General features: G+C 59.0%; 16 protein-coding genes. 5 read left to right on the top strand and 11 right to left on the bottom strand.

The window, feature by feature from the left end:
- Window positions 1-238: 238 nt before the first annotated feature.
- Complete coding sequence (gene mutS, locus ACJ8QI_RS16820; protein WP_060425333.1) at window positions 239-2,794, top strand: DNA mismatch repair protein MutS; 2,556 nt, start codon at window positions 239-241, stop codon at window positions 2,792-2,794.
- A 79-nt stretch (window positions 2,795-2,873) separates the two neighbouring features.
- Here the strand turns inward: mutS and rpoS are convergent, their stop codons facing one another.
- The 4 genes from rpoS to surE form a co-directional block, all read right to left on the bottom strand.
- Window positions 2,874-3,872: an RNA polymerase sigma factor RpoS gene (gene rpoS, locus ACJ8QI_RS16815; protein WP_004932578.1), complete on the bottom strand. Its 999-nt coding sequence runs from the start codon at window positions 3,870-3,872 to the stop codon at window positions 2,874-2,876.
- 54 nt (window positions 3,873-3,926) lie between these two features.
- Window positions 3,927-4,925 carry a murein hydrolase activator NlpD gene (nlpD, locus tag ACJ8QI_RS16810; RefSeq protein WP_038871876.1) on the bottom strand — a complete coding sequence of 333 codons (999 nt, stop codon included), beginning with the start codon at window positions 4,923-4,925 and terminating at the stop codon, window positions 3,927-3,929.
- A gap of 325 nt (window positions 4,926-5,250) precedes the next feature.
- Window positions 5,251-5,877, bottom strand: a complete 627-nt coding sequence (locus ACJ8QI_RS16805) for a protein-L-isoaspartate(D-aspartate) O-methyltransferase (RefSeq protein ID WP_047728898.1) — start codon at window positions 5,875-5,877, stop codon at window positions 5,251-5,253.
- A complete protein-coding gene (gene surE / locus ACJ8QI_RS16800; protein ID WP_087762916.1) occupies window positions 5,871-6,632 on the bottom strand; it encodes a 5'/3'-nucleotidase SurE in 762 nt (253 codons plus the stop codon). The genes ACJ8QI_RS16805 and surE overlap by 7 nt, the downstream gene beginning before the upstream one ends.
- 418 nt (window positions 6,633-7,050) lie before the next feature.
- On the opposite strand from surE, the gene ACJ8QI_RS16795 reads away from it, so the two are divergent.
- Window positions 7,051-8,784, top strand: a complete 1,734-nt coding sequence (locus ACJ8QI_RS16795) for a hypothetical protein (RefSeq protein WP_442532841.1) — start codon at window positions 7,051-7,053, stop codon at window positions 8,782-8,784.
- Window positions 8,785-8,854: 70 nt separating this feature from the next.
- Here ACJ8QI_RS16795 and truD read toward each other — a convergent pair whose 3' ends face one another.
- From truD to ftsB, 4 genes are read right to left on the bottom strand one after another with little or no spacing between them, the layout of a single operon-like run.
- The gene (gene truD, locus ACJ8QI_RS16790; protein WP_159317655.1) at window positions 8,855-9,901 is read right to left on the bottom strand and encodes a tRNA pseudouridine(13) synthase TruD; all 1,047 of its coding nucleotides are present in this window, start codon (window positions 9,899-9,901) and stop codon (window positions 8,855-8,857) included.
- 4 nt (window positions 9,902-9,905) lie between these two features.
- Complete coding sequence (gene ispF, locus ACJ8QI_RS16785) at window positions 9,906-10,379, bottom strand: 2-C-methyl-D-erythritol 2,4-cyclodiphosphate synthase (RefSeq protein ID WP_004932594.1); 474 nt, start codon at window positions 10,377-10,379, stop codon at window positions 9,906-9,908.
- Window positions 10,380-10,389: 10 nt separating this feature from the next.
- On the bottom strand, window positions 10,390-11,097 hold the full coding sequence (gene ispD / locus ACJ8QI_RS16780; RefSeq protein WP_060422529.1) for a 2-C-methyl-D-erythritol 4-phosphate cytidylyltransferase: 708 nt from the start codon (window positions 11,095-11,097) through the stop codon (window positions 10,390-10,392).
- 3 nt (window positions 11,098-11,100) lie between these two features.
- Entirely contained in the window at window positions 11,101-11,421 is a 321-nt protein-coding gene (ftsB, locus tag ACJ8QI_RS16775; protein ID WP_016929043.1) for a cell division protein FtsB, read from the bottom strand.
- Between the two features lie 403 nt (window positions 11,422-11,824).
- Here ftsB and ACJ8QI_RS16770 point away from each other — a divergent pair, with 403 nt between their 5' ends.
- The 3 genes from ACJ8QI_RS16770 (at window position 11,825) to ACJ8QI_RS16760 (ending at window position 14,135) form a co-directional block, all read left to right on the top strand.
- Entirely contained in the window at window positions 11,825-12,595 is a 771-nt protein-coding gene (locus ACJ8QI_RS16770; RefSeq protein WP_039568898.1) for a basic amino acid ABC transporter substrate-binding protein, read from the top strand.
- 114 nt (window positions 12,596-12,709) lie between these two features.
- On the top strand, window positions 12,710-13,429 hold the full coding sequence (locus ACJ8QI_RS16765) for an amino acid ABC transporter permease (RefSeq protein ID WP_042706788.1): 720 nt from the start codon (window positions 12,710-12,712) through the stop codon (window positions 13,427-13,429).
- Window positions 13,413-14,135, top strand: coding sequence for an amino acid ABC transporter ATP-binding protein (locus ACJ8QI_RS16760; RefSeq protein WP_038871895.1), 723 nt, complete (start codon window positions 13,413-13,415; stop codon window positions 14,133-14,135). The genes ACJ8QI_RS16765 and ACJ8QI_RS16760 overlap by 17 nt, the downstream gene beginning before the upstream one ends.
- Window positions 14,136-14,187: 52 nt before the next feature.
- On the opposite strand, the gene ACJ8QI_RS16755 is transcribed toward ACJ8QI_RS16760, so the two are convergent.
- The 3 genes from ACJ8QI_RS16755 to cysN all read right to left on the bottom strand — a co-directional run bounded on the left by ACJ8QI_RS16755 (window position 14,188) and on the right by cysN (window position 16,654).
- Complete coding sequence (locus ACJ8QI_RS16755; RefSeq protein ID WP_442532839.1) at window positions 14,188-14,514, bottom strand: DUF3561 family protein; 327 nt, start codon at window positions 14,512-14,514, stop codon at window positions 14,188-14,190.
- An 84-nt stretch (window positions 14,515-14,598) separates the two neighbouring features.
- On the bottom strand, window positions 14,599-15,288 hold the full coding sequence (cysC, locus tag ACJ8QI_RS16750) for an adenylyl-sulfate kinase (protein WP_080440255.1): 690 nt from the start codon (window positions 15,286-15,288) through the stop codon (window positions 14,599-14,601).
- The gene (cysN, locus tag ACJ8QI_RS16745; protein ID WP_102985440.1) at window positions 15,227-16,654 is read right to left on the bottom strand and encodes a sulfate adenylyltransferase subunit CysN; all 1,428 of its coding nucleotides are present in this window, start codon (window positions 16,652-16,654) and stop codon (window positions 15,227-15,229) included. Before cysN ends, cysC begins: the two co-directional genes overlap by 62 nt.

Here is a 16,654-nt window from a genome sequence, read left to right as displayed (position 1 = left end):
AAACCGGCCTTGCGCAGCGCTTCCCATTTTTACCTGTGACAGCCGATTGCCCGCTGGGCTAGTATAAGCGTCTGTGCAAACCTCGGGTTTGAGCGCGCCGTCTGGCGTTTTGATGATTTGATTTGCGCCGCCCGGCAAGCGCTGAATGGGGCGGCGCCTGCTGAAACAATGTGATAGCGAATGACGACAATGAAAATCACAGTTCCCTTTACATTCAATGGATTGGAAAAATAATCGCATGAATAGCACCGATAAACTCGATTCGCACACGCCAATGATGCAGCAGTACCTGCGCCTCAAGGCCCAGCATCCTGAAATCCTGCTGTTCTACCGCATGGGCGACTTCTACGAGCTGTTTTACGACGACGCCAAGCGCGCTTCCCAACTGCTGGATATCTCGCTGACCAAACGCGGCGCCTCGGCGGGTGAACCGATCCCGATGGCCGGCGTGCCGCACCACGCGGTGGAGAACTACCTGGCCAAGCTGGTGCAGCTCGGCGAGTCCGTCGCCATCTGCGAGCAGATCGGCGATCCGGCCACCAGCAAAGGGCCGGTCGAACGCAAAGTGGTGCGTATCGTCACCCCCGGCACCATCACCGACGAAGCGCTGCTGCAAGAGCGTCAGGACAACCTGCTGGCGGCGATCTGGCAGGACGCGCGCGGTTTCGGCTACGCCACGCTGGACGTCAGCTCCGGCCGCTTCCGCGTCGCCGAGCCGCAGGATCTGGAAACCATGGCCGCCGAGCTGCAGCGCACCAATCCGGCCGAGCTGCTCTACCCGGAAACCTTCGAACAAATGGCGCTCATAGAACAGCGCCACGGCCTGCGCCGCCGCCCACTGTGGGAATTCGAGCTTGAGACCGCGCGTCAGCAGCTCAACCTGCAGTTCGGCACCCGCGATCTGACCGGCTTTGGCGTCGAGCAGGCGCACCAGGCGCTGCGCGCCGCCGGCTGCCTGCTGCAGTACGTCAAAGATACCCAGCGCACTTCACTGCCGCACATTCGCGGCCTCACCATGGAGCGCCAGCAGGACGGCATCATCATGGACGCCGCGACCCGCCGCAATCTGGAGCTGACGCAAAGCCTGTCCGGCGGCAGCGACAACACGCTGGCGGCGATCCTCGATCGCACGGTCACGCCGATGGGCAGCCGCATGCTGAAACGCTGGCTGCACATGCCGACCCGCGATATCAAGGTTCTCACCGCCCGCCAACAGGCGATCGGCGCATTGCAGGACCTGTTCACCGATCTGCAGCCTTCTCTGCGTCAGGTGGGCGATCAGGAGCGAATTTTGGCGCGTCTGGCGCTGCGCACCGCGCGGCCGCGCGATCTGGCGCGCATGCGCCATGCTTTCCAGCAACTGCCGGACATCCGCGCGCTGCTGCAAGACGTGGACACCCCGCACGTGCAGCAGCTGCTGTCACAGGTGGGCCAGTTCGACGAGCTGCGTGAGCTGCTGGAACGCGCGGTCATTGAATCGCCGCCGGTGCTGGTGCGCGACGGCGGCGTGATCGCCCCCGGGTACAACAGCGAACTGGACGAGTGGCGCGCACTGGCCGACGGCGCCAGCGACTACCTCGATCGGCTGGAGATCCGCGAGCGTGAAAAACTGGGGCTGGATACGCTCAAGGTCGGTTTTAACGGCGTACACGGCTACTACATTCAGGTCAGTCGTGGCCAAAGCCACCTGGTGCCGATCCACTATGTGCGCCGCCAGACGCTGAAAAACGCCGAGCGCTACATCATCCCGGAATTGAAAGAGTACGAAGACAAAGTGCTCACCTCCAAGGGTAAGGCGCTGGCGATCGAGAAAAGCCTGTACGACGAGCTGTTTGATCTGCTGCTGCCGCACCTGGCGGAACTGCAGCAAAGCGCCGCCGCACTGGCCGAGCTGGACGTGCTGGCCAACCTGGCCGAGCGCGCCGATACCCTGAACTACGCTTGCCCAACCATGAGTGAACAGCCGGGGATCCGCATTACCGAAGGCCGCCACCCGGTGGTAGAGCAGGTGCTGAGTGAGCCGTTTATCTCCAACCCGCTCACCCTGTCGCCACAGCGCCGCATGCTGATCATCACCGGCCCGAACATGGGCGGTAAAAGCACTTATATGCGGCAAACGGCGCTGATCGTGCTGATGGCGCACATCGGCAGTTACGTGCCGGCCACCAAGGCCACCATCGGCCCGGTGGATCGCATCTTCACCCGCGTCGGCGCGGCGGACGATCTGGCTTCCGGCCGCTCTACCTTCATGGTGGAGATGACCGAAACCGCCAACATCCTGCACAACGCCACCGAGCACAGCCTGGTGTTGATGGATGAAATCGGCCGCGGCACCTCCACTTACGACGGCCTGTCGCTGGCCTGGGCCTGCGCCGAGAACCTGGCCAACCGCATCAAGGCGATGACGCTGTTCGCCACCCACTACTTCGAGCTGACGACGCTACCGGAGAAAATGGAAGGCGTGGTCAACGTGCATCTGGACGCGCTCGAACATGGCGATACCATCGCCTTCATGCACAGCGTGCAGGACGGGGCTGCCAGCAAAAGCTATGGCCTGGCGGTCGCCGCGCTGGCCGGCGTGCCGCGCGACGTCATCAAGCGCGCCCGTCAGAAGCTGCGCGAGCTGGAGTCTATCTCCAGCCACACCGCCTCGGGCAGCGTCGATGCCACCCAGATGACGCTGCTGCAGGAAGAGACCTCGCCGGCGGTAGAAGCCCTGGAAGCGCTGGATCCGGATTCCCTGTCGCCACGCCAGGCGCTGGAATGGATCTACCGGCTGAAAAATATGGTGTAGTCTGGTGCCAAACGCGGGCATAAAAAAACGGTGAGCATCATGCTCACCGTTTTTATTTGATGCGGTTCAACAACCGGCGTTATTCGCGGAACAGCGCCTCAATGCTCAGGCCCTGCATCTGCAGAATCTCACGCAGACGACGCAGGCCTTCAACCTGAATCTGACGGACGCGCTCACGCGTCAGGCCAATCTCCCGGCCTACGTCTTCCAGCGTCGCCGCTTCATAGCCCAGCAGGCCGAAACGACGCGCCAACACTTCACGCTGTTTGGCGTTCAGTTCGAACAACCATTTGACGATGCTTTGCTTCATATCGTCGTCTTGCGTGGTGTCTTCAGGCCCGTTGTCCTTCTCGTCGGCCAGAATGTCCAGCAGCGCTTTCTCCGAATCCCCGCCCAGCGGCGTATCCACCGAGGTGATGCGCTCATTCAGACGCAGCATGCGGCTGACGTCATCCACCGGCTTGTCGAGTTGCTCGGCAATCTCTTCAGCGCTCGGTTCATGATCCAGCTTGTGGGAAAGCTCGCGCGCGGTGCGCAGATAGACATTCAGTTCTTTGACGATATGGATAGGCAAACGAATGGTACGGGTTTGGTTCATGATCGCCCGTTCAATCGTCTGACGAATCCACCAGGTTGCGTAAGTGGAGAAGCGGAAACCGCGTTCCGGATCGAATTTTTCCACTGCGCGAATCAGACCGAGGTTACCCTCTTCGATCAGATCCAGCAGCGCCAGACCGCGGTTGCTGTAGCGGCGGGCGATTTTCACCACCAGCCGCAGGTTGCTTTCAATCATGCGGCGGCGGGACGGCACGTCACCGCGCAGAGCACGCCGCGCAAAATAGACTTCTTCCTCTGCGGTCAGCAGAGGTGAATAACCGATCTCACCCAGATAGAGCTGCGTCGCATCCAATACGCGTTGCGTAACGCCTTGAGACAACAGCTCTTCTTCCGCTAAATCGTTCTCGCTGGTCTCTTCTTCTACCAGCGCTTTTTCATCAAACGACTCAGCCTCAGCTCCATTCTCGTCGAAATCCGCATCATCATGTAACTCGTTAACTTTCAGCGTATTTTGGCTCATATGCTGCTCCTACCCGTGATACCGCGAGCAGAATCTCAGCGTATTCTGCCCAATCTATCGCTGCGGAAGATAACGCAGCGGGTTTACGGATTTCCCCTTGTAACGAATTTCAAAATGCAAACGTACTGAACTGGTACCGGTGCTACCCATGGTGGCTATTTTTTGACCCGCCTTCACTTCTTGTTGTTCCCGGACCAGCATTGTGTCGTTATGAGCGTAGGCGCTCAGGTAATCATCATTGTGTTTGATGATGATTAGATTACCGTAACCCCGTAAAGCGTTGCCGGCATACACTACGCGGCCATCGGCGGTAGCGAAGATAGGCTGCCCACGGGAACCGGCGATATCGACGCCCTTATTCCCACCTTCTGATGAGGAAAAGTTATCAATAATCTTACCGTCAGTCGGCCATCTCCAGGTACTGACCGGAGAACTGTTGCTGACGGTGCTGCTCACGGGTGGAGCGGCTTCCGGTGCGGTAACAGGCGCAGTCGCGGTCCCAACCGCTGCGGCACCTGCTGCAGGTAACATCTTACCTACATTCTGTTTACCCGAGTTTTCAGAATACGCGTTAGTTGATTGAGAATCAACCGTTGCCGTCTGGATCTGGGAGCTGGAAGGTGGCTTCGGAACGCCGCCTTTGGTCGCGTCTGTCGTCGCCAGCATGCCGCCGCCGCCGTTGGCAGAACCATTACCAAGCTGAATGGTTTGGCCAACATTCAGGCTGTATGGCTCGGGAATATTGTTGCGCTGCGCCAGGTCGCGGAAATCGTTGCCGGTGATCCAGGCGATATAAAACAGCGTGTCGCCGCGCTTGACCGTGTAGGTTTCACCGCCGCTGTAGCTCCCTTTAGGGATAGCGTTATAACTGCGGTTATAGACAATGCGGCCCTCGGGGCTGACCTGCTGCGCCCCGCCATTATTATTGCCGGATGGAACGGCACCGCCGCCACCCACGCTGCTGATAGGGGCCGACGTCGAGGCATTGTTCGTACAACCCGCCAACCACAAACTTACCATCGTACACACCGCTACCCGGCGTAACGTAATCATTGGGCTTCCCGTGCTCATGCTTCCCCCATGACAGCAATATCAGTGATATATCCAAAATACCCTTTACATCGTAGCCGAGCTTTTGCCACTTCCCAGTCCCTGCGATGTAAAGGCGCCGCCGGCCGATCCCTGAACGCCAGGTCATCTCCCGCCGGAGCATCAAAACGCGCGCCAATGCTAACCACATTGGCGTTGCCGCACCATAAGACAACTACGTAGAAAGGCCAATTCTAGTGAAAATTAGCCTGATTGGAACGAGAAAACCTTATCCGGACGTGATGAAAGTGCAACAGATTTTGCAGACGGTCGAAAAATCAGACAATCGCTAGGCCAATTCGCCTTTCACCAGCGGGACAAAGCGCACCGCTTCCACCGCATCGACAACGAACTCGTTGCCATGGCGTTGAATGCGTTTGAGGGTTTGGGCCTGCTCGCCCACCGGCAGCACCAAAATGCCGCCGTCGTCCAATTGTTCCACCAGCGCCTGCGGGATCTCCGGCGGCGCGGCGGTGACGATGATCGCATCGAACGGACCGCGCGATGCCCAGCCCTGCCAGCCGTCGCCGTGGCGGGTGGATACATTATGAAGATCGAGCTGCTTCAGGCGGCGCTTGGCCTGCCACTGCAGCCCCTTGATGCGCTCGACGGAACAAACGTGTTGCACCAGATGTGCCAGGATAGCGGTCTGATAACCGGAACCGGTGCCGATCTCCAGCACCCGTGAAGTGGGCTTCAAATTCAGCAGCTCGGTCATCCGCGCCACCATATAAGGCTGGGAAATGGTCTGGCCGGAGCCGATCGGCAGCGCGGTGTTTTCGTAGGCCTTATGATCCAGCGCTTCGTCGACAAAACGCTCGCGCGGCACCGCTTCGATCGCCCGCAGCAGCTTTTCGTCCCGGATCCCCTGCTGCCGCAGCTGCGTCAGCAATGTTTGCATACGCTTGTTCACCATTCCCCGCTAACCTCTGCCTTGGTTAACCATGTTTTCACGACTTCCTGCGCCGCGTAGGCGGTCAAATCCACCTGCAGCGGCGTGATCGCCACATAGCCTTGTTCCACCGCCGCAAAGTCGGTATCCGGCCCGACATCAAATTTATCACCAGGCGGCCCGATCCAGTAGAGATTTTGTCCGCGCGGATCCTGCTGGCAGAACACCTTGTCGGCGGGATGGCGGCTGCCACAGCGGGTAACGCGCAGGCCTTTAATCTCCGCCAGGGGCAGATCCGGTACGTTGATATTCAGGATTTTTCCGGTACGCAACGGCTCACGCTGCAACGCGCGCAGGATACGGCAGGTAATGACGGCGGCGGTCGCATAGTGCTGGTGGCCGTTCAACGACACCGCCAACGCGGGCAGCCCCAGATGCCGGCCCTCCATCGCCGCCGCGACGGTGCCGGAATAGATGACGTCGTCGCCCAAATTCGGCCCGGCGTTAATGCCGGAGACCACGATATCCGGTGCCGGGTGCATCAGCGCGTTGACGCCAAGATAGACGCAGTCGGTCGGCGTCCCCTGCAGCACCGCAATATCGCCGTTGGCCAGCGTCTGCGTGCGCAGCGGCGATTCCAGCGTCAGCGCATTGGAAGAGCCGCTGCGGTTACGATCCGGCGCCACGACCTGCACCTCGGCGAATTCCCGCAGCGCCGCCGCCAGCACCTGAATGCCCGGAGCGCTGACGCCGTCATCGTTACTCAACAATATCCGCATTGTAGACTCAACCCCTAGTTGTCATAACAAGCAAACTTAAAACCGCACTCTTGTTATCCGGTTATTGTCCGGTTGCGGATTCATTGGATCACCCTGGTTCACTTTGCCCCGAATTATAACCGAACTTGCTTGTGTTACTAGCGCGTCGAACTCATGCCGACGGCATCCGAACTCGTTGCAGAAACGGCGTCTGTAGCACTGCGGCGATAAAACGCGTCTACATTCGCCAACACCTGCACAACATGAGGGAACCCTGTCGCGCCCAATACAGTCCATAAAGAATAAATAAAATTTAAATAATAACCAAACAAAACAAGGCCCAAAGAACTTTCTTAGCTAGTTTGCTGTTTGCCATCTATATTTTATTGGCTTGAAATTTAATTACTCAAGCCCATTCTTCACTGAGGAAAAAGCCATTATGACCACCTTATCAATGACGGATTATCCGGTTGAACTGACACCGGAAACAGAAAACCTTTCGTTCACCAACATCAACAACACCAATGTAATTATCTCTCCAACATCAGACTTAACCATTTCCAAAGCTCATATAAAGATAGGCAGCGGTTTTAATATGCTGAGCTGGGCCGGTAATTCGACCAACGGCGGACCAAACATTATCAGCGCCAATTTCCGCGCCAATGGCAGCGCTGAGTTCGGCACAAATAACACGACGATTCTATCCGCCAACTTCATCACCAAAGATATCCTGATCGCGACCGCCGCCAATGGCACGAAATCCGCAATCATCAACAGTAACATTGGCAACTTCGACCAATTCAGCTACATCGATCTCGCAGGCTATGTCGGCACCGGCAGCATACATCTTGACGGACAAACCGTAGCGACCGAGGGCGCCCACACCTTTGACGCCGGCATTATCTTCGGCAACGTCATCATCAACAACACCGCTTATGCTGATGTCAGCAACATCGCGCAATCTCCCTACTTCCCCAGCGCGCCACTCGCTTTTTCCCTTAGCGGATTTGCAGACAACGTCCATTTAATTAACGCTAACGCCTCTTACTCGGCCGGGCAATATATTCCCACAACCATTCGTATATTTGATGACGCAACGGCCGCCAGTAAGTTACATGTCGAGCTGGCGAAAGTTCAGGGAAAAAATGTCACGACAGATTTAAATATTGATATTGGTAAAGAGTTTAACCCTTATACCGATACGCCCCCCGCCTATAGCAACCAGAAAATCAACGGTGGCACCTTCGCCGTCACCAGCCATTACACGAACACCCCGGCAAAGGAAATATTAAATATCACCGCAAACTTTACCCATTCTGAATTAACGTTATCCGGTGGAAGCAATCACATCACGGATATCAGCCTCAACGGATTCGCCCTGGGCGGTGCGAATAATTATGTGCTGAAGCTCAATGTCAAAGCGGGCTTTACCGATTCGCTGGCCCGCATCGCCGTGGGCGAACTGAGCAACCCGAACGGCAATCTCGCGCCAATCAGCGTGGACATTCACAGCGAGATCGGCGGCACCGGCGGCGGCGACTTTTATAATACGCTGGGTAGCCTGCAAAATAGCGGGCAGTTCAGCGCCATCATCAACACGTTGGCCGGCAAGCAATTGGAGGTAGAAGGCGCTTCGCAAGACGACAGCTTCAGCGTCATCGGCAACACAACCATCACCGGACACGGTTCGGGTTTCCACGGCGACACGATCAACTTCGCGCACAGCTCCATTTCCAGCCAGGTCAAGATCACCGACTATCATGCGGCCCACGACCGGATCAATGCAGGCGACACCACACAACAATGGACGTTCTCAGCGGCCGGCGGCAAATCACTGGTTTCCTATGGCGACTACGGCAATACGAGCAATTTGAATGCCTTGTTCTCCACATTGGGTGGCGCTGCAGATGCGCAATCCCTGTTCAGCGCAGCGCTCAGTACAGCCACCGGTGGCGCCAGCGAACATGCGCTGGCAGAAGTCGGTGCCATAAAGTTGGGCAATGCGCTGTATATCATCATCGACAGTAATGGCAACCACGGCTTTGACAGCCAGGATATCGTCTTCTCGTTAGGTAACCGCGATCTGCAACAAACGGTGGCGGACATGCACTACAACTCGCCGTCTATCGAGCTGAGCGGCGTGACGCCACCGCAGTTGGAAGCGCTGGCATAAAACGCAAAAGCCCCAGCCTGATTGGCCGGGGCTTTTCGGGCTCCGTCAAAACCCGAACGGCTATTCTCCGTTACTCGCTGATATCCGCATCACTGTCATCCTGCTGCATGATCTCGCGAACTACGCTGGTGGCGAAGCTGCCTGCCGGCAGCCAGAAGCGCAGTTCCACGGTAACGTCATCCCACCAGTTCCACAGCATATTTTGCGGCTGCAGCAGCAGGGCCCGACGAGCGGGTTCGACACGCTCACGCTTTAAAAGCGTAAGCAATTCCGGCTGCTCCGCCAAGCATTGTTGTTCAAATGCCAACGCATCGCCGGCAGTACCCGGCTCGCCGTCGCCCGGCAACGTCGCGGTGACAACCAGCTCGCCGGCATCCAAGCGCTGTTGCAGCGTCTCCAGTTCATCAGCTTTGGCGACAAACCAGCTGCCGCGGCCGCTCAGCTGCAGGGCGTCACCTTCCAGCACGGTGCGCTGCAGGCCGTCGGCCAGGCGCCTGCTCGCGACCTGATTAAACAGCGCGCTGCGGCTGGCGGACAGGTAGAAACTACGCTTGCTGCGCTCTTTGACGCGAATTTCGTCATTCGCCCAGCGGCGCGCCATCACCAGATTGTTGCCGCCACGGCCGAAACGCTGGCTGCCGAAGTAGTTCGGCACGCCCTGCGCGGCGATGGCCTGCAGGCGGCGTTCCACGTCCTGCCGGTCGGAAATCTGGCGCAGCACCAACGTAAAGTGGTTGCCCTTCAGGTTGCCAATGCGCATTTTACGCAGGTGGCGGGCGTACGAGAGCACCTCGCAGCCTTCCAGCGTAAACCGGGAGAAATCCGGCGTGTCCTTACCCGGCATATGCAGGCAGAACCACTGCTCGGTCACCGCGTGGCGATCCTTCAAGCCGGCATAGCTGACGGAACGGGCGTGAATTCCGGCGAAGCGTGCCAGGTAATCGGCCACGAACTGGGTATTGCAGCCGTTTTTACGGATGTTAACCAGCACGTGCTCGCCTTCACCGTCCGGCGCAAAGCCCAGGTCTTCCACCACCACGAAATCTTCCGGATTGGCTTTCAACACCCCGGTGCTCTGCGGCCGGCCATGCAGCCAGGTCAGATTCGCCATATCCATGCGGTTATTCCTTGATCAGCAAGGCGACCGCTTCGCAGGCGATACCCTCGCCGCGCCCGGTGAAACCGAGCTGCTCGGTGGTGGTGGCCTTCACGTTGACGTCATCCATATGGCACTGCAGATCTTCCGCCAGGAAGACGCGCATCTGCGGGATGTGCGGCGCCATTTTCGGCGCCTGAGCGATGATGGTGATATCGAGGTTGCCGAGGCGGTATCCTTTGGCGCGGATGCGTTTCCAGGCTTCGCGCAGCAGCTCGCGGCTGTCGGCGCCTTTGAACGCCGGATCGGTATCGGGGAACAGTTTGCCGATATCGCCCAGTGCCGCCGCGCCCAGCAGGGCGTCGGTCGCGGCGTGCAGCGCGACGTCGCCGTCCGAGTGGGCCAGCAAACCTTTGTCGTAAGGGATGCGAACGCCACCGATCACCAACGGGCCTTCGCCGCCGAATTTATGTACGTCAAAACCGTGACCGATACGCATGATGCGCTCCTTAATTGTCTAACTGAGTCAAATAGAACGCCGCCAGCGCCAAATCCTCCGGCCGCGTTACTTTAATGTTGTCGGCCCGGCCGGCGATCAGCTGCGGATGATAACCGCAATGCTCCAGCGCCGAGGCTTCGTCGGTGACGTTCGCGCCTTCATCCAGCGCGCGCTGCAGGCACTGCTTGAGCAGCGGCAGCGGAAACAGCTGCGGCGTCAGCGCGTGCCACAGATCCTGGCGTTCGACGGTGTGGGCGATGGTTTCGCGGCCGGGTTCGGCGCGTTTCATGGTGTCGCGCACCGGCGCGGCGAGAATGCCGCCGACCTTGCTGTGTGCGGTGATCGCCAGCAGGCGCTCGAGATCGTCGGCGTGCAGGCAGGGGCGTGCAGCGTCGTGCACCAGTACCCAGTCCGCATCGCCCGCCAGCTTCAGCCCGGCCATCACCGAATCGGCGCGCTGCCTGCCGCCCTCGGTGACGATCACCCGCGGATCCTGGGCGATCGGCAACTGTTCGAACTGGCGATCTTCGGGGCCGATCGCCACGATCACCCGCTCAATGCGCGGATGACGCAACAGGGCGTGGATGGCGTGCTCGACGATGCTGTGCCGGCCGATGGTTAAATATTGCTTCGGGCATTCCGCCTGCATGCGGCTGCCGATACCGGCAGCGGGCAGGACGGCAATCACCGAGGGAAAGGTGCCTGCGGAGTGATTCATGCGTTATTTTTGTGCGTTATTTTGCGAGGAAGACGCCGCGTTGCGTCTGGATTGGTCAGGAACCAGACGATAGAAAGTCTCACCGGGCTTGATCATGCCCAGCTCATTACGCGCTCGCTCTTCGATCGCTTCCTGACCGCCGTTCAAATCATCGATTTCGGCAAACAGCTGATCGTTACGCGCTTTCAACTTGGCGTTGTTGCCCTGTTGGACCGCAACGTCTTCATTGACTCGCACGTAATCGTGAATACCATTTTTGCCCAGCCACAGTGAATACTGTAACCAACCGAGCAATGCCAGCAATAGCAGCGTAAGTTTTCCCATCTCCGCCCCCTGAAAAACCGACCAATCATCCCACAACTTTTCGTTGGACTCCACACTGAGAGCGGCATTTCAACGCCAAATTCAGAATACGGATGAAGGGTTCCCGAGTTTATCGCCCAATTCCGCGGCGAAAGCGGCAAAAAAAGCCCCTTACACCCGATGCGCACGACGCGTTTTCCAATGAGGCACACACTGCCCTTCACCCATTATGCAGCAAGAACCACTGCACCGCCGCTTTCTACCCCATCGCTTACTCCGCCGCAACGCAAAAAGTGAATATTTACCACCATAGAAAGAATAATCCTTATGCAGGGGTTGTACTTTCATTCATTGAAGCTTATTTTTATGCACTACTAGTGCATAAATAATTCCAATATATAACCTTTCATTATCGGGGATCGCGATGTTAAAACGTTTAGTTCTGATCGGCGCCTGCCTGGCCGCCACCTTCTCCACCGCCGCGTTGGCGGCTGAACCTACCTACGTCGTCGGTTCCGGCGGCACCTATCGGCCGTTCGAATTTGAAAACAGCCAAAAACAGCTGGAAGGTTTCGACATCGACATCATCAAAGCGGTGGCCAAGGCCGAAGGCTTCCAAATCAAACTGATCAATACACCGTGGGAGGGGATCTTCGCCACGTTGAATTCCGGCGATCGCGACATCATCATTTCCGGCATCACCATCACCGACAAGCGCAAGCAAATGGTTGATTTCTCGGCGCCTTACTTCCCGGCCGAGCAGGCTATCGTGGTGCCGCAAGACTCGACGGTAGACTCCATCGCCGCGCTGAAAGCGCTGAAGGTCGGTGTGGTGAACTCCAGCACCGGCGACATCGTGGTGTCCGACGTACTGGGCAAAAACAGCACCGCCATCAAGCGCTTCGACAATACGCCGCTGATGCTGCAGGAGCTGTATGAAGACGGCATAGGCGCGGCGGTCGGCGACGTCGGCGTGGCCAAGTTCTATATCAAAACCCACCCTGAGAAAGCCTTCAAGCTGGTACCCGACGCCAAGTTCGAGCGCCAGTATTTCGGCATCGCCGTCGCCAAAGGCAACGATGAGCTGCGCAACAAGATCAACGCCGGCCTGAAGAAAATCGTCGCCGACGGCACCTACGCCAAGATTTACCAAACCTGGTTCGACAGCAACGTACCGACGCTGCCGGCGGAATAATACCCTGTCGCCGGCGCCCGCCAGGCCGTCGGCGCACCCCCGTTTCAGCCTACCAAGAAGGAATACCTTTTGAACTTCCGCTGGGAGATCATCCAGGAATACGCTCCGCTGTTTATGGAAGGCGCCTGGATGACCATCAAATGCACCATCATCTGCGTACTGCTCGGCACCACCTGGGGATTGATCCTCGGGCTGGGCCGTTTGGCGCAAGCGCCGCACGGCATCTGGAAACCCATCCTGCATTACGGCGTTCAGTGGCCGGTGCGCATTTACATCAGCGCCTTTCGCGGCACGCCGCTGTTCGTGCAGATCATGGTGGTGCACTTCGCGCTGGTGCCGCTGTTCATCAACCCGCGCGACGGCCTGCTGGTCACCAGCGGCCTGATGAGCGTCGATTTTGCCCGCGCGCTGCGCGCTGACTACGGTGCCTTTCTCTCCTGCGTAGTGGCGATCACGCTCAACGCCGGCGCCTATGTGTCGGAGATCTTCCGCGCCGGGATCCAGTCGATTGACCGCGGCCAGATGGAGGCCTCGCGCTCGCTGGGCATGAGCTACGGCAAGACCATGCGCCAGGTGATCCTGCCGCAGGCCTTCCGCCGCATGCTGCCGCCGCTGGGCAACAACGCCATCGCTATCGTCAAGGATTCGTCGCTGGCCTCCGCCATCGGCCTGGCGGATCTGGCCTATGCCGCCCGCACCGTCTCCGGCGCCTACGCCACCTATTGGGAGCCCTACCTGACCATTTCGCTGGTCTATTGGGTCATCACCTTCCTGCTCTCGCTGCTGGTGCAACACATGGAAAAGAGGTTCGGTAAAAGTGATTCGCGTACATAACCTGCAAAAACAGTTCGGCGAGAGCCACGTGCTGCGCGGCATTTCCTGCCGGATCGCCGCCAACGAAGTGGTGTGCGTCATCGGCCCTTCCGGCTCCGGGAAGAGCACCTTCCTGCGCTGCATCAACGCGCTGGAAACGCTCTCCGGCGGCGAGATCGAGGTCAACGGCTTCGCCGTTCACGATCAAAAAACCGACCTAAACAAGATGCGTGAAAGCGTGGGTATGGTGTTCCAGCGCTTCAACCTGTTCCCGCACATGACGGTGTTGGAAAACATCATCATGGCACCGGTGAGCGTGAAGAAACGGCCGCGCGCCGAAGCCATCGCGCAAGCCGAGCAGCTGCTGCACAAGGTCGGGCTGCTCGACAAGATAGACGCCTACCCCAACAGCCTCTCCGGCGGCCAGCAGCAGCGGGTAGCGATCGCCCGCGCGCTGGCGATGGAGCCGAAGATCATGCTGTTTGACGAACCCACCTCCGCGCTCGATCCGGAGCTGGTGGGCGAAGTGTTGGCGGTGATGAAATCGCTGGCACACGAGGGCATGACCATGGTGGTGGTCACGCATGAGATGGGCTTTGCCCGCGAGGTGGCCGATCGGGTGCTGTTTATCGATCAGGGGATCATTCAGGAGGAAGGTGCGCCGCAGCAGATCTTCAGCCATCCGGCCAATCCGCGCACACAGGCGTTTCTGAGCAAAGTTTTGTAACCTTCGGCACCGCTTTGCAATCCTTCGGGCGCCGGCATCGGCGCCCGCTCTCTCACCACCCGGTCAAGAAGCTGAACACCAGCCAGAACAGGCACAGCACGATGGCGCCGGTCAGCAGCAGCGTCAGGATCAGACGGCCGCGCAACAGCATGCTGAGGGTGATGCCGATCAGCACCGACAGCGGCATCAGCGCCAGGAAGAACGGCCAGGTATAGAGCAGGAAAAACAGCGTGTTGGAACCGTAAACCAGGAACGGCAACGCGAACGCCAGCCAGTAGAAAACAAAGCCGCTGACGCCGCCCAGGAAAGAATAAGAAGGCTCCTCTCTCTCCTGTTTTGACTGCTTGGCGTCGATCAAGATAGGCGTGACATTTTGCATAGTGATCCCTGGTTATTCGGCTCGCTCTGCGGCGGCTTAGAGTAAAAAGCGCATGGCGAAAAACGCCACACGCTTTTTTTGAATTCAGGGTTTGATAATAGCCTGACCACGCAACACGTCTAACAATTGCGCAATCAAATTTGTTACCAATTGTTGGCCATCAAGGTGGATTTCCGGCTGCTGCGGCGCCTCGTAAACCGCGTCGATACCGGTGAAATTGCGCAGTTCGCCGGCGCGCGCTTTTTTATACAATCCCTTCGGATCGCGCGCCTCGCAGATCGCCAACGGCGTGTCGACAAACACTTCGATAAAGCGATCGGCGCCGAGCATTTCGCGCACCATCTGCCGCTCGGCGCGGTGCGGCGAAATGAACGCGGTCAGCACCACCAGCCCGGCATCCACCATCAGTTTGGCCACTTCCCCCACCCGGCGGATGTTCTCGCGCCGATCCTCGTCAGAGAAGCCGAGATCGCGGCACAGGCCGTGGCGCACGTTATCGCCGTCCAGCAGATAGGTGCTGACGCCGAGCCCGTGCAGCGCCTGCTCCAGCGCGCCGGCGACGGTGGATTTGCCCGAGCCGGACAGCCCGGTAAACCACAGCACCACGCCGCGATGGCCGTTGCGCGCTTCGCGATCCGCGCGCGTCACGGCGTGCGGATGCCAAACCACGTTCTCATCGTCCGGCCCGGTCGCCCTCAGTTCGGCGGCCACCTTATCGACCACCGAGCAGATCACGTGCGCCCCAGTGCGGGAAGTGCTTACGCACCAGCGCATTCAGCTCCAGCTCGAAGGCGCTGAACTCGCCGTGCGCCGCCGGGGTGGCCTGCAGCGTTTCGCGCACCAGACCGGCGCCTACCGTGACGTTGCTCATGCGATCGATGAAGATCAGCCCGCCGGTGTCGTGATTGCTCTGATAGCTGTCCAGCACCAGCGGCTCGTCGAAGGTCAGCTCCACCAGACCGATGCCGTTAAGCGGCAACGTGTCTGCCGGGTGCTGCGCCAGCGTATTGATCTCCACCTGATGGCGGATACTCTCCACGCGGGCGCGGGTCTTTTTACCGGCGATCTTGATGTCGTAGCTCTGGCCCGGCACCAGCGGCTGCTCGGCCATCCATACCACGTCCACCAGCGCGCTCTGCGCCGCCTGCAGGCTTTCGCCGGCGTCGACCAGCAGATCGCCGCGGCTGATGTCCACCTCATCCTTCAGCACCAGCGTAATCGCCTCGCCCGGCACCGCCTCTTGCAGATCGCCGTCGAAGGTCACGATACGCGCCACGCTGGACTCCACGCCGGAAGGCAGCACCTTGACCCGTTGCCCCACCCGCACCACGCCGGCGGACAGCGTGCCGGCATAGCCGCGAAAATCGAGGTTCGGGCGGTTGACGTACTGCACCGGGAAGCGCAACGGCTGGTTTTCTCGCTCGCTGACCACGTCCACGCTCTCCAGCACTTCCAGCAGCGTCGGGCCGCTGTACCACGGCATATGGGCGCTTTCGCTCGCCACGTTGTCGCCGTCCAGCGCCGACAGCGGTACGAATTTGATGTCCAGATCGCCTGGCAGCTGCTGAGCAAAGGTCAGGTAATCCTGTTTGAACTGCTCGAACACCGCTTCCTGGTAGTCCACCAGATCCATTTTGTTCACCGCCACCACCAGATGGCGAATGCCCAGCAGGGTTGCGATAAAACTGTGGCGACGAGTCTGGTCCAGCACCCCTTTGCGCGCGTCGATCAACAGGATCGCCAGATCGCAGGTGGAGGCGCCGGTGGCCATGTTGCGGGTGTACTGCTCATGTCCTGGGGTATCGGCGATGATAAATTTGCGTTTTTCGGTCGAGAAATAGCGATAGGCCACGTCGATGGTGATGCCCTGTTCGCGCTCGGCCTGCAGGCCGTCCACCAGCAGCGCCAGATCGAGCTTCTCGCCCTGGGTGCCGATGCGTTTGCTGTCGCTGTGCAGCGTCGACAGCTGATCCTCGTAGATCTGGCGGGTATCGTGCAGCAGGCGACCGATCAGGGTGCTTTTGCCGTCGTCGACGCTGCCGCAGGTCAGAAAGCGCAGCAGGCTCTTGTGTTGCTGCGCGTGCAGGTAGGATTCGACGCCGCCCTGGTCAGCGATTTGTTGTGCGATTGCGTTGTTCAT

It is taken from the genome of Serratia sp. CY84636 (genome assembly GCF_052166245.1).
Classification (GTDB): Bacteria; Pseudomonadota; Gammaproteobacteria; order Enterobacterales; family Enterobacteriaceae; genus Serratia; species Serratia nevei.
This window is presented reverse-complemented; position numbering and strand designations above follow the sequence as displayed.

What these genes read in the sequence shown, in the direction of transcription:
- cysN (WP_102985440.1), bottom strand. Translation starts at nt 16,654, where the DNA reads ATGAACAACGCAATCGCACAACAAATCGCTGACCAGGGCGGCGTCGAA.
- ACJ8QI_RS16770 (WP_039568898.1), top strand. Translation starts at nt 11,825, where the DNA reads ATGTTAAAACGTTTAGTTCTGATCGGCGCCTGCCTGGCCGCCACCTTC.
- nlpD (WP_038871876.1), bottom strand. Translation starts at nt 4,925, where the DNA reads ATGATTACGTTACGCCGGGTAGCGGTGTGTACGATGGTAAGTTTGTGG.
- cysC (WP_080440255.1), bottom strand. Translation starts at nt 15,288, where the DNA reads ATGCGCTGGTGCGTAAGCACTTCCCGCACTGGGGCGCACGTGATCTGC.
- ispD (WP_060422529.1), bottom strand. Translation starts at nt 11,097, where the DNA reads ATGAATCACTCCGCAGGCACCTTTCCCTCGGTGATTGCCGTCCTGCCC.
- ispF (WP_004932594.1), bottom strand. Translation starts at nt 10,379, where the DNA reads ATGCGTATCGGTCACGGTTTTGACGTACATAAATTCGGCGGCGAAGGC.
- ACJ8QI_RS16755 (WP_442532839.1), bottom strand. Translation starts at nt 14,514, where the DNA reads ATGCAAAATGTCACGCCTATCTTGATCGACGCCAAGCAGTCAAAACAG.
- ACJ8QI_RS16795 (WP_442532841.1), top strand. Translation starts at nt 7,051, where the DNA reads ATGACCACCTTATCAATGACGGATTATCCGGTTGAACTGACACCGGAA.
- mutS (WP_060425333.1), top strand. Translation starts at nt 239, where the DNA reads ATGAATAGCACCGATAAACTCGATTCGCACACGCCAATGATGCAGCAG.
- ACJ8QI_RS16805 (WP_047728898.1), bottom strand. Translation starts at nt 5,877, where the DNA reads ATGGTGAACAAGCGTATGCAAACATTGCTGACGCAGCTGCGGCAGCAG.
- ftsB (WP_016929043.1), bottom strand. Translation starts at nt 11,421, where the DNA reads ATGGGAAAACTTACGCTGCTATTGCTGGCATTGCTCGGTTGGTTACAG.
- ACJ8QI_RS16765 (WP_042706788.1), top strand. Translation starts at nt 12,710, where the DNA reads ATGGAAGGCGCCTGGATGACCATCAAATGCACCATCATCTGCGTACTG.
- truD (WP_159317655.1), bottom strand. Translation starts at nt 9,901, where the DNA reads ATGGATATGGCGAATCTGACCTGGCTGCATGGCCGGCCGCAGAGCACC.
- surE (WP_087762916.1), bottom strand. Translation starts at nt 6,632, where the DNA reads ATGCGGATATTGTTGAGTAACGATGACGGCGTCAGCGCTCCGGGCATT.
- rpoS (WP_004932578.1), bottom strand. Translation starts at nt 3,872, where the DNA reads ATGAGCCAAAATACGCTGAAAGTTAACGAGTTACATGATGATGCGGAT.